12 protein-coding genes are annotated in these 12,275 nt (G+C 63.6%); 9 read left to right on the top strand and 3 right to left on the bottom strand.

Going from position 1 to position 12,275, the window contains the following annotated elements:
- Nucleotides 1–54 precede the first annotated feature (54 nt).
- The 9 genes from ACZ5Z2_RS13125 to ACZ5Z2_RS13085 all read left to right on the top strand — a co-directional run bounded on the left by ACZ5Z2_RS13125 (nt 55) and on the right by ACZ5Z2_RS13085 (nt 9,956).
- A complete protein-coding gene (locus ACZ5Z2_RS13125; RefSeq protein ID WP_464759037.1) occupies nt 55–4,482 on the top strand; it encodes a polymorphic toxin type 15 domain-containing protein in 4,428 nt (1,475 codons plus the stop codon).
- Nucleotides 4,479–5,024, top strand: a complete 546-nt coding sequence (locus ACZ5Z2_RS13120) for a T6SS immunity protein Tdi1 domain-containing protein (protein WP_464759036.1) — start codon at nt 4,479–4,481, stop codon at nt 5,022–5,024. The genes ACZ5Z2_RS13125 and ACZ5Z2_RS13120 overlap by 4 nt, the downstream gene beginning before the upstream one ends.
- Before the next feature lie 244 nt (nt 5,025–5,268).
- Complete coding sequence (locus tag ACZ5Z2_RS13115; protein ID WP_464759035.1) at nt 5,269–6,120, top strand: hypothetical protein; 852 nt, start codon at nt 5,269–5,271, stop codon at nt 6,118–6,120.
- 9 nt (nt 6,121–6,129) lie between these two features.
- Nucleotides 6,130–7,286, top strand: a protein-coding gene (locus ACZ5Z2_RS13110; protein WP_464759034.1) for an IS3 family transposase whose coding sequence is annotated in 2 segments (ribosomal slippage) — nt 6,130–6,370 and nt 6,370–7,286 — 1,158 coding nt in all. Because the reading frame shifts where the segments join, the coding sequence is not laid out codon by codon here.
- Between the two features lie 61 nt (nt 7,287–7,347).
- Complete coding sequence (locus tag ACZ5Z2_RS13105; RefSeq protein WP_464759033.1) at nt 7,348–8,466, top strand: hypothetical protein; 1,119 nt, start codon at nt 7,348–7,350, stop codon at nt 8,464–8,466.
- A 3-nt stretch (nt 8,467–8,469) separates the two neighbouring features.
- Nucleotides 8,470–8,934 (top strand): hypothetical protein, encoded by a 465-nt coding sequence (locus tag ACZ5Z2_RS13100; RefSeq protein WP_464759032.1) that lies wholly within the window; start codon nt 8,470–8,472, stop codon nt 8,932–8,934.
- A 31-nt stretch (nt 8,935–8,965) separates the two neighbouring features.
- Nucleotides 8,966–9,145 (top strand): antitoxin VbhA family protein, encoded by a 180-nt coding sequence (locus tag ACZ5Z2_RS13095; protein ID WP_464759031.1) that lies wholly within the window; start codon nt 8,966–8,968, stop codon nt 9,143–9,145.
- Between the two features lie 268 nt (nt 9,146–9,413).
- Entirely contained in the window at nt 9,414–9,719 is a 306-nt protein-coding gene (locus ACZ5Z2_RS13090; protein ID WP_464759030.1) for a hypothetical protein, read from the top strand.
- A 6-nt stretch (nt 9,720–9,725) separates the two neighbouring features.
- Complete coding sequence (locus tag ACZ5Z2_RS13085) at nt 9,726–9,956, top strand: hypothetical protein (protein WP_464759029.1); 231 nt, start codon at nt 9,726–9,728, stop codon at nt 9,954–9,956.
- 94 nt (nt 9,957–10,050) lie between these two features.
- Here ACZ5Z2_RS13085 and ACZ5Z2_RS13080 read toward each other — a convergent pair whose 3' ends face one another.
- The 3 genes from ACZ5Z2_RS13080 to ACZ5Z2_RS13070 are packed head-to-tail and all read right to left on the bottom strand — an operon-like array spanning nt 10,051 to nt 12,198.
- Complete coding sequence (locus ACZ5Z2_RS13080; RefSeq protein WP_464761707.1) at nt 10,051–10,509, bottom strand: GNAT family N-acetyltransferase; 459 nt, start codon at nt 10,507–10,509, stop codon at nt 10,051–10,053.
- A 26-nt stretch (nt 10,510–10,535) separates the two neighbouring features.
- Entirely contained in the window at nt 10,536–11,873 is a 1,338-nt protein-coding gene (locus ACZ5Z2_RS13075; protein ID WP_464759028.1) for an ammonium transporter, read from the bottom strand.
- Nucleotides 11,860–12,198 (bottom strand): P-II family nitrogen regulator, encoded by a 339-nt coding sequence (locus ACZ5Z2_RS13070; protein ID WP_464759027.1) that lies wholly within the window; start codon nt 12,196–12,198, stop codon nt 11,860–11,862. Before ACZ5Z2_RS13070 ends, ACZ5Z2_RS13075 begins: the two co-directional genes overlap by 14 nt.
- Nucleotides 12,199–12,275: the final 77 nt, after the last annotated feature.

The raw sequence follows: 12,275 nt of genomic DNA, 5'->3' as shown, positions 1-12,275 counted from the left end.
GCGGGCTAGCTGACGAGCGAGAGCGACGACTGGTCGCCGACCGCGCAAGGCCAGGTGACGCCGGACTACGTCACGGCGCCGATCGCCACCGCCAACGGCTACACGGACACCTACTACGCCGACGGCCAATTGGCCACGCAGACCTACACCGACGGCTCCGCCTACAGCTACCAGTACGACGCCAACGGCAACGTGACGCGCGAGGAATCGAGCACGGTAGACGGCGGCAACCAGGCGGTGCACACCGTCACCGTCACCAGCTACGACAGCCATAACCGCATCAGCCACGTGGTGACCACCGACGTGCCGACCGGCACGGTGACGCTGGACGAAAGCTTCGCCTACGACGCGGCCGGCAACCGGCGCGAGGTGAAGGCGAGCTCGAACGGCACCACGCAGGACGCGTGGTACACCTACGACGGCGACAACCGCGTGGCGGTGTCCAACGGCTCGCTGGTCAACGGCCAGATCGTGGTGACGGACGCGGCGGAGTCCTACGCGCTGTCCTACGACGCGGACGGTAACGTGGTGAACCGCACCACGGTGAACGCGGCCGGCGACACGCTGGTGCAGCACAGTGCGTACGACCAGCGCGACGAGCTGATCCGCGCGGACTACGCGGTGGATCTGACCACCGGCGGCACCTCGACCGGCGTGGAGGAAACGCGCACGTACGACGCGGACGGCCACGTGCTGGTGACCAACCAGTACTACGCGCTGGGCACCACGCTGGGCGGGGTGCCGCTGCACAAGGTGAACCCGGACGATCCGGATGGCCCGGACGAGGGCGGCGTGGACGTGGGCGGCGAGCTGTCGTCGGCCACGGTGAACTACTACGACGCGGTAGGCCGGCTGTCGGAGTCGCAGAACTTCGGCAACCCAAGCCACTGGGCCGGCAACGCCGGCACGGCGCCGAGCAGCCCCGGCGGCCCCAACGCCACCACCTACGGCAGCCTGACGCTGCAGAACGAAGTGGTGTACCAGGGCCCGAACGGCAGCGCCGGCTACGACGCCGACGGCGACGTGGTGGCGTACCAGTATCGCGAGGCCGGCGGCCGGGTGGATCAGTATCAGGAGACGTACCTGAAGAAGGACGGCTACCTGCAAGCCACCACCAGCGGGCAGAACGTCTCCAACACGCCCAACGTGCGTCCGTCGACGGACGAGAGCGTGTACGACACGCGTGGCAACCTCATCGCCGAGGCCGAGCACACGCAGTACGCGGGCGGCAGCCTGGCGGACACGGTGCGGGTGTTCGCGTACGACGGCAACGGCGAGATCATCGAGCGGCGCGACGGCACGGCGGACGGCACAAGCATCGACCCGGGCAGCAACCCCGGGCTGGAGACGCAGCACTACGTGTACGTCGACGGCCAGCAACTGGCGCACTACGACAACGCCGGCACGCTGGACGTGCTGGATCAGGTGACGGCGTTCAGCAGCAACAACGACAGCCCGGACAGCTACGTGGTGCAGGCGGGGGACACGCTGGAAAGCATCGCGCAGGCGGAATACGGCGACGTGAGCCTGTGGTACGTGATCGCGCAGGCCAACGCGCTGAACGGTGACGCCGACCTGTCGCTCGGCCAGCGGCTGACCATCCCCACGGTGACCACGCACAGCAACACGGCGACGACGTTCAAGCCGTACGACCCGAGCAGCATCGTGGGCAGTACCACGCCGAACCTGCCGACGATTGCGCCGCCACCGCCGCCGCAGAAGGAACATTGCCAGGCGCTGGCGGATCTGATCGGCGTCGCGGTCACGGTGATCGTGTCCATCTACTCGGACGGCAACGTGGAGGCCGGCGCGGCAGCGGGCAACGAAGCGCGCCAGGCCAGCCTGGCGATGCTGAACGGGCAGTTCGACTACGGCCGGTTCATTACGCACGAGCTCGATCCGCTCCGCGGCAGCGACCTGGGCGGCACGGTGGCGGGGTTCCTGGAGTCCCCTGCGCTCAGCGGCGCGGAGTTCTGGTCGGGCAAGCCCGGCAGCGGCAACGACCTCGACCGGGTCTTGTGGGATCCGATCGAGAACGGCATGCCGAACACGTTCGATCGTGCATCGGTGGTGGAATCCGCGGCAGCGGCGTATGCGGGTGGCGAGGTCGGTGGCGAAGTAGGCGATGCGACGAACGGGTTCTATGGTGCGGCCGCGAGTGCGGCGGCCAGCTATGGGGCGGGCTACGTGGCCGGCCAGGTGCTGGGGGAGCCCACCGCCTTCCAATGGAAGGGCCTGCTGGCCAGCGTGGCCTCGTCGGAGGCGGGCTACGGCATCTCGCAAGGGCTGCACGTCAGCTATACCCGCATTGGCGGCACGGATGCCGTGGTGCGCACTGATCCGCTGTCGTGGAACAGCGTGGCGGCGGACGCGCTGGGCAGCGCGGCGACCTACGGTATCGACCGTTCGCTGGGCATCGACACGAGCGTGGCCGATGCGGCGGCGAGCGCTATCGGCAACACGCTGGGCAATGCGATTGGCGATGCGTCGAGCACGCCGGCCAGCCAGGCGATCGCGGCGTATCAGCAGCAGGCACAGTCGTATGCCGCCGGCCTGCCACCCATCCCGGTCGGCCCCAGCCAACCGCAAATCCAGATCGGCCCGCAGGCGTTGGAGGTGGACGACCTCCCGCAGGTGTTGGCTCCAGTGATGACAAACGTAGCGCTGGACGGTGGCGGCCTGATGTACGACCCGAGCAACCCGTTGTCGCGGTACAACGCGGCGGGGTACCAGGCATCGGTGCTCGGTGCGGCCGACGGTTATGGCGCGAGCGGGATCGGCGGATTGAGCGACGCGCAGGTTCAGGAGGTGATCGACCAAAGTCCCCAACTGGCCTACGTGTCGCCCAGCGACATGCAGGGCGGCAGCGCCTTGGGGCCTATGGGTACGCCGCAGACTCTGTCGGACACGCCGTCGAACATCCAGCTCACGATGGCCTCGGCCGCGAATGCGTCCGGCAGCGCAACCACCGTCATGCTGAGCAATGGGGGGCAAGTCGTCGCCGGCGCCGGTTACATGAGCAACAGCGCCGGCTGGCAGTTCAAGCTGCAACTGGGCTCAACGTCGCTGAGCGTGGGTTCTTCGGGCGTCACGCTGCAATCGTCGGCTGCATCGTCGGTGAACCCGTATGCCTACGACGATGGCCCGGCGTCCTCCACGCCGATCCAGCTCATGGGCGATACGGCGGGGGCTGGTTCGGCGTCGGTGGTCACTTCGTCGGCGGGCTCTTCCGGCTGGAACCTGCCGCCGATCGACGTGGGCAGCGTCATCGATACCTCGGACTTTGTGCCGGAGGTGCCGTCCCTGACGATGCCGAACGTGTCGGTGAGCCTTGCGCCCATCGACGTTGGCGCGTTGCCGTTGAGCAACGTGGAGTCGCAACCGGCTTCCAGCCCAGGCTGGCTCAACATGCTGGCCAATGCGTATCCGCAGAACGAGCAGCAAGGGCCATATCAGCCACCTGCGGTGCAGGTGGATGCTGCGGAATCGTCCATGTTGACCAACGTCGTGCAGAAGGTCGGCGGCGCGGTGCAGGACGTGCGGGCCACGGTCACCGGTTGGGAGAACCGCGCCGCCGATGCAGCCGTGAGCCTGGGCAGTTGGGGCGACCGGCAGAACAACCTGCTGGGCGATGCGGCCAAGGTGGTGGGCGGCATAGGCTACGTGCTCGCGGCGCCGGTGGATTGGAACGCCGCCAATGCCGAGTTCGCGGGCTGGAAGGGTGCCGCACAGGACTCCCTGGCCCAGGCGGGCGCCTGGGGTGACCGCCATGGCGGCGTCGTGGGCGGCGCGGTGTATTACGGTGCCGGCGCGTTGTCGGTGGCGGACGACATTCTGCAGCCGGGAAGCGTGGCGCAGGCGGGCCTGATCGTGGCGAGTCCGGCGATAGGCAAGGTCGTCGGAGCAGGTGTCGGCCTGCTCAGCAAGGTGCCTGGTCTGGGGGCGGATGTTGGGGGTACGCTGTCGGCGGCTGGGACGTGGATTAGGCGGGGGCTGGGGAGTGGGGAGGGGGTTCCAAGCGAAGTAGGGTCGGCTAATCCTGTATTAACAGTCAGGGTTCAATACACTCCTTTACAAGGGAGTGAGGAAGAATTTGCACGGCAGCTAGCTGGGCAGGAGGCTGGTATAAACAAGCTCACGGCTGGTGAAATTCGCGCGAATATCGATGCGTTTAACGCGTCGGGGAGACCTTCAAGCGCCAGTGAAGCGATCGGACTATTCAGGCGCGAAAATCCAGTATCTGAAGATCCCTTCGTTGAGGCTTATATGGAGGCTTCCCCGGATTCAAGATTTGCAGCCCTTCATGAGCCAGATATGGTTATAGGAGGGCGGCCTGATGGTGTCACTGGGTATGGTGATCTCCGGGTAAACAGTTCCATCGGCGCCCAGAATGCTTATCGACAAAGCATGATTTATGATACCGTTAATTCTGTGCCATCTGATAGATACGTGCGCTTCATTTTCGAGACGACAGGTCAATGACATTCGACCAAACATTCAAAGTTGATGAGGTAATTTCCCACACTCTGCCCGAGGTCATCGCAGACCGTGTGACCTCGGCTGGGACGTTTGAGGGTGGGCTTTTCTCTATGCTTGATGAAACCCTGTCCAATTCAGTTCTCAGTTCCTGGCGATGGCTGCTTGGTCAAGATGCCGTCGCCTTGGTTGCGAGTGCATTGGGTGACCTATTCTTCTGGTCTGAGAAGCACAAGGCCGTTTACTTTTTAGAAGTGCAACGTGGAAAGTCGACTTTTGTCGACAAGGATGCGGGCTTCTTTTTAGATCATTTCCTAATAAAGGACGGAGTTCTTGAGAGTGTTTTGCATTGCGAGTTCTTTAAGTCTTTGACTGGGCGCCTCGGTAAGTTGAAGTACGGAGAGTGCTACATCGCAGAGCCTTGGCTGCGACTCGGCGGAAGTGGCGATGTAAATACGTACACAAAAGGAGATTTGGCTGCGTACACGAACCTTGTTGGTCAAGCTGTAGAACAGGCTATGAGGTTGGAACGGTCAAGAGTTCGCTAATACTCATGTGTCATAAACGCCCGCTACAAGCGGGCGTTTTGCTGTTGCAGACACGGAAATTGCACCAGCTGCAAATGCTTCTGAGGCCACGCGGCCGGTAAACTCAAAGGGAGTTCCCTATCCGAAGGCCGAGATTCCTGGCTACGGTGAAGTGCCTTGAGGGGCCATATACTCCGAACAATGTGAGCCTAAGATCCAGCTTCACCGACTCCTACCCGTGCAAAGTGGGAGTTCCGGGTACGGCATGATGTTGCCGAATGCAGGGATGCAGGGGGCGGCTGCTGCGAGCAATGCAACAGGAACGCTCGCCACATATCCGACGTATTCGACAGCCGAACTTAGAGCCGATCCGGCGAAGTACGCGCAAGAACTGGCCAACAGCAACAACTACTACAACGGTGTGTCTGAAGTCAGTGGCTACTTCACGGCACCGCCTACCGATGTCGATGGACTGGCCAAGTGGAACGTGGACGTGGGCCAGTGGGCTCATTCCTTCACGCCGGTGGTTACCGTTACAGCCACAGCCTTCGCGTTAAGTGCCGATGCCGCTTCCGTGGCCAATGATCAGCAGGCCAGTGACGAGGTTGGCGATCAGCTCCGCAACACGGGTAACGTCGGCTTCTTCAGCTTTGGCGATATGGCTGCGGATACCCTCCACCTGCTTACGGTCGGCGGCAATGGTGTCAAGAGCGCGGCATATACCGCATACGACGTGCTGACGGATCGCGCGTCGGCCGAGCAGGTGGCGTCGGGTCTTGTTGCTTTGGCTAATAGCCGACCCATCGATACCTACGAAAATGCGGTCAACGCCATGTCGAACTGGATGGCCCGTCCTCTCGACGAGCAGGCGCGTAGCCTAGGCGAAGCCGGTGCGTCGTTCCTCGCCATGGGGGGCGCCGGGGAAGGGGCCGGCAAGCTTATCGGCTACGCTGGCGATCTTGCGGGCTCCTATCGCTCGCTTGTGAACGCGGCGTCCTTCGATGGATCGTTCCTGGAAGCCCCGCAAGGGGAGGTGAGGGTTCTTGCCGATGATTTGAGTGCGAGGGTTCCCCCCCGATTTCACGGACACTTACGAGAAGGCCGATCGAGGCCCTGAGGAGTGTTCATGTCGAAGCGAAGGAAGTTTAGTGCAGAGTTCAAGCGCGGCGCGGTTGAGCAGGCCCGCCAACCGGGTGTCAGTTGTGCCCAGGTGGCCCGCGAGCTGGGGATCGGGGAGAACCTGCTGACCCGTTGGAAGCGTGAAGCCCAGAGCCAGGGCAAGGTGGCCTTCGGCGGAACCGGGACGCCCCGGGACGAGGAGCTGGCGCACCTGAAACGCGAGCTGGCGCGCGTGAAGAAGGAGCGGGATTTTTTGCGCGAAGCGGCGACGTTCTTTGCCAAGGGATCATCCTGAGGTATCGGGTGATCGAACGTTGCCGCGACGAGTTTCCGGTTCGGTTGATGTGCCGCTGTCTGCGTGTGTCGACCAGCGGCTACTACGATTGGAGCAAGCACTCGCCCAGTGCCCGCCAAGCCGACAACGATCGCCTGCTCGGCCGTATCCGTGAACTGCACGAGGACAGCCGTGGCGTGCTGGGAGCGGGACGGATGCATGAGGATCTGGCCGCGGAAGGCGAGTCGGCCAGCCTGAACCGGGTCGCGCGCCTGATGGCGGCCGATGGCCTGCAGGGTTGGCCACGCAAGAAGCGGCGCGGCCAGCGGGGTCAACCGGGGCTGGCCCCACCGGGCGTGCGCAACAGGCTGGAACGGGACTTCACCGCACTGGAGCCGGAGACCAAGTGGGTCACCGACATCACCGAGATCAAGACCGACGAAGGCAAGCTGTATCTGTGCATCGTGCTGGATCTGTTCGACCACCGGGTCGTGGGTGGGTCGATGCATCATCGGCAAGACCGGCAGATGGTGATCCGGGCCGTGCAGATGGCGGTATGGCAGCGCCAGGGAGGCGAGCCGGTGATCCTGCATTCGGATCGCGGCAGCCAGTTCCGCAGCGGCGACTACCAGGACTATCTGGTGGCCAATGCGTTGGTGTGCTCGATGAGCGCGGTCGGCCATTGCGGGGACAATGCGGCTTGCGAGGGCTTCTTCGGCCAGCTCAAGCGTGAGCGCATCTACCGCATGAGGTACCCGACGCTCGATGCAGCAAGAGCCGATGTGTTCGAATACATTGAGCGGTTCCACAATTCGAGGATGCGGCGCAGGCAGGCAAGGCAGGATCTGAAGTTTTCCACCCTTTCACAACCGTCCGTGATTTCGGGGTAGAACCCCCGACCTCGCGCCCATCGACACGGGCAGCATCGCGTTGAGTGGATCCGCATCGGCTATGCCGCCCGCTTCGCTGTACGCCACGCTGGCGAACCAGTACCAGCAAGGTGAACAACTGGCAGGCAAGGTGGGGCAGTGGTTCGGTCAAAAGGAGCAGCAGGCAGAGCAGTCCGTGGATCAGCTGCGCAGTAACATCACCGCCTATGGCGACAGCCAGAACCCGGTGACGGGCTTCGTGGCACACCAGATCGCCGACACCATCGGCGTGGGCGAGGGCGCCGCGATTGGTGCCTACAAGATGGCCTCGGGCATTGTGTCGCTGGCCAACGGCGCGGCCCATCTGGCCAGCCCCTACAGTTGGGCGATGGATCCGCAGGCCAACTTGCAGCGCGTGAGGACGGTGGCGGGAACGGTCGCGACGCTGGATGCGATAGGTCTGGCGGCACAGGTCAACCCGCAAGCGGCGTGGACACTGGCCCAGCCGGTCGTCAATGCTGCGACGGCAGACGTCCGGGGCTATTGGAATCAGGGTGACAAAGCCAAGGCTGTCGGTCTGGCGGGCTTCAATATCGTTACGATGGCGGCTGGTGGCCCGGGCGATGCGGCGAAGGTGGGTGAGGTTGTCGAGGCTGCTGGTACAGTGGAGTGGGCTGGGTCGTTGGTCGAGGTGGTTCCAAACGCGGGAGCCGTAGATACGGCGGCAAATGCGACTGCTGATCAGCCGCTGCTTCTGACGTATACACCGACGACAAATACCTTGTCGCAGATTAGGAACATGTCGGGTGCTGATCGTTGGCAAGCCGGCGAGCAGTACGTACAGGAACTGTACGGTTCTACAGGGCAGCAATATTTCAGCATCGATGCTGGTGACTTCAATGGTGAGACAATCACCGGCTCAGGCGGTCGATATGTTGATGCGCCCGTAGACACTTCAGACGGCGGAACCCTTGCGAATGAAGTGAAGACCTATCAGCAGTGGACAACCGTTAACGGGCAACCGACGCAACAATTTGTTCCGCTTGGTAATCAGATACAGCAGCAGGTTCTCAAGGACAGTTGGCTGCAGACGAACGTACCGGGTTACCAACCGAACTGGATTTTCTTGGACGCTCCGCCGTCTCCAGAACTCGGCCAGTATTTGACGAACAAGAATATCCCGTACGTGATCTATCACTGAGGAATGAAAATGGTGTTGGAAGAAAATTCACTACTGGAAAGGCGTAAAGCAGGTTTTGACGAGTTCTACCGAGCGCTTATCCCCAGTATTGTGGAATTTGTCGAAAAGATGGGGATTAGCCCAGCGCATGAAGTGCTTAAGCATGCTGTTCAATTTGCACCCAATCTAGATCGTGCGTTGAAGGATGTAGTCGTAGCGGACGATCAGGACAGGTCGTGGCTGATCATGCGAATGGGCTACTTCATCGGCGAATACTTTGCGCAGAAGTACGGTGGCTGCTGGTATGTGAACGAGATCCACGGCTCCCGCTACTTTGCGCGATATGTAGTCGGACAGTTTTCTCGGCTGGGGAACGCAGCGCTTATGCTCGATCCATTTCAAATTGCACAAAGCTATGTTGAATCCCCCATGCCTCGACAGCTTGAGAAACTGCTGGCCGAGGTTGATGCAGAACTTACTAAGGCCTGATTGAGTTGTTGTCTTTCAGCGGCAAATGGCTATGAATGATCCCGCCGAGCAAGCGCGACTCAGGGAAGCCTTCCGTCAAGGCATCAGCATCGTGAAGCTCGAAGGCTGGGAGCCGCAGGCGGACTTCTACGCGTTGCAGGAGCGGGTGATCCGTGGCGAGCTGACCATCGACGAGGCCGTGAAGATCGTCCTTAGCGAGCCGCTCTCTTAGCTGCACGACGTTCCTGCCATCTGCGGTGACGTGTGCCGCATGGTGGTTGGGCTGCGCTGATGTTGTCTTACGGGCATGCACCGAAGGCCGCCGATGGGCGGCCTTTTTGCATCGGCGTGCCGTGCTCTCAGGGGCAAAACCTTCCGCTAGCGGAAGGAACGTCCGTCGGAGTAGAGCTAGTGCAGGATAGGCTGACGCCACGCTTTATGCGCATACTGCGCGCGTTGGGACTCTGTTGGGAGGTTGTGTGGCCGGTTCCTCAGTCGCTTTGAATGTCTACCTGGGTGAGTCGAAGCCTGCGTGGCTCGCGTACTGCGCGGCGCGGTCGTTGAAGCCGGGTGCGGCGATCAAGGCCGCCGTGGACGCCGAGCTGGCGAGAGCGGCAGCAGGCCGGAGCGACGTGCCGATCGTCGTCCAGGACGAATCGCCCGACGATCGGCCCAAGGTGCAGTTCCAGTTACGCCTGACCCCGAGTGAGCGGCAAGCCATTGATGCCCGTGCCGACGTCGAAGACTGTTCGCCACAGGTGTGGGCGGTGAACGCGATACGCGGCGTGCTGACGCAGCAGCCGTAGGTCGGCATGCGTGAGCGCAAGCGCAAGGCCGCAGCGGCCTGGTGCGAGCGCATCAATGCGCTGCCGCCGGAGTTGCGCAGCGGCCTGCCATGGCATTACGCGCTGGTCGGCGAGTCGATCTTCCACGACTGGCGGCAGAGCGGGGCGCGGCTTGGCGAATTGCTGGCGTATTCAAAAGTCCGTGCCGCGACGACGGCGCAGTCGCAGGGCGACCTGGCGCTGGGCGACGGCTTCTGAAATGCCGTCGTCCAGCCTTCGTGTCTGCGCCTAGCGCCTGTATTGACCCGCGCCGAGAGGCAACGCAGGCCTGGATTGTCAGACCGTGGCGGGCCTACGCAAGAGTCTTGGCCATGAACACATTGAAGTCCGTAGCCGTGTACTCGCCGAAACAGCCGCACCACTCGAAGCCATTGCGCCGATAGAGCGCATGCGCGGGCTCAAAGGCCTTGCCCGTGCCGGTCTCCAGAAGAAGACGCGAGTACCCGCGTTGGCGGGCGGTGCGGATGATTTCGTCGAGGATCGCCTGTCCGATGCCGCGGCGAAGAAATCCGGCGCGCGTGCGCATGGATTTGACCTCGCCGGTACGGGAGTCCAATTCTTTCAGCGCCCCGCAGCCGCACGGAACGCCGTCTGTCCGCGCCACCCAGAAGGTGACCTGCGGCGAGCGAAGGCCATCCATGGCAAGGGCATGCACGTGGCCGGGCGGGGAGTTGCCGTGCATGCCGGAGAGATGCTCCGCAACAAGCAGCCGAACTTCGGTCGAGGAAAGATCGTCTTGCCGGATGTCCATGCTCACGATGTCGCCTCCTGAGCGGCCTAACTCAAGTTGTACGCCCGCTCCTCGTGCTCGGCGAGATCCAGGCCCATCTGCTCCTGCTCCGCGTCCACGCGCAGGCCGACCATGCGGTCGACGAGTTTCAGGATCGCCCAGCTCAGCGCGGCGCTCCACACGATGGTGAAGCCCACGCCCTTGGCCTGTATCCACAATTGCAGAAGCGGCGCCGTCACGGTGCCGAAGCCGCCGAGTTTCGGTGCGGCGAACGGGCCGGTGAGCAGGGCGCCGACGATGCCGGCGATGGCGTGCACGCCGAACACGTCCAGCGTGTCGTCATAGCCCAGGCGGTGCTTGAGCCGGGTGGCGGTGAAGAAGCAGATGGCGCCGGCGGCGAAGCCGATCAGCAACGCGCCGCCGGGGCCGCAGGTGCCGGCGGCGGGCGTCACCGCGACCAGCCCGGCCACCGCGCCCGAAACGATGCCGAGCACGCTGGCGCGCTTGTGGATGGCCCATTCCACCGCCGTCCAGCCGATCGCGGCGGCGGCGGCGGCGATCTGCGTCACCAGCATCGCCATGCCCGCGCTGCCGTTGGCGGCCGCCGCCGAGCCGGCGTTGAAGCCGAACCAGCCCAGCCACAGCAGGCTGGCGCCGATCACGGTGTAGCCGAGGTTGTGCGGCGGCATGTGCGTGTGCGGCCAGCCGCGGCGCTTGCCGATCACCAGGCAGGCGACCAGGCCGGCGATGCCGGCGTTGATGTGCACCACGGTGCCGCCGGCGAAGTCGAGCACGCCCATGTCACCCAGCAGCGAGCCGGGGCCGCTCCACACCATGTGCGCCATCGGCAGGTAGGCGAAAGTGAGCCACAGGCCGCTGAACAACAGCATGGCGCTGAACTTCATGCGCTCGGCGAAGGCGCCGATGATGAGCGCGGGCGTGATGATCGCGAAGGTGAGCTGGAACATCACGAACACGCTTTCCGGCACGGTCTGGTAGCGCGCGTCGGGCGTGAGCCCGGCCAGCATCGCGCGATCCAGCCCGCCGACGATGGAATGCCAGCTGGTGGTGCCGGCGTGCATGCCGGCGGTGCTGAAGGCCAGCGAGTAGCCGTAGACCACCCACAGCACGGTCACCAGTGCGGTGATGGCGAAGCACTGCATCAGCACCGAGAGCAGATTTTTCGCGCGCACCATGCCGCCGTAGAACAGCGCTGCGCCGGGTATCGTCATCATCAGCACCAGCATGGACGAGACGAGCATCCACGCGGTGTCGCCGCTGTCGACGCGCGGCGCACCCTGGGCCAGGGCCGGCGCAGCGAACAGGCCGGCCGCGCACAGCGCCGCGAGCCGGCGAACGTGCCGCCTTGCTTCAGAGCGCGTCATCGTCCACCTCCTGCGTGCGGATGCGGATCGCCTGTTCCAGCGGATGCACGAAGATCTTGCCGTCGCCCACCTTGCCAGTGCGTGCGGCTGCGGCGATGGCTTCGAGCACGCGGTCGAGCTGCCCGTCCGACACCGCCACCTCGATCTTGATCTTGGGCAGGAAATCCACCACGTACTCCGCGCCGCGGTACAGCTCGGTGTGGCCGTGCTGGCGGCCGAAGCCCTTGACCTCGGTGACGGTCATGCCGTGCACGCCGGCCTCGGCCAGCGCTTCGCGCACTTCGTCCAGCTTGAACGGTTTGATGACGGCAGTGATCCACTGCATGCGCTTGCTCCGGCGGAAGGTCCGAAAGCCATTCAGCAGGATGCATGCCAGCCGTGCGAGGCGCATGGAACGGCCGT

It is taken from the genome of Rhodanobacter sp. G1, from assembly GCF_055397855.1.
The sequence above is the reverse complement of the archived record's forward strand: the minus strand, read 5'-3'. Positions and strand labels throughout refer to the sequence as shown.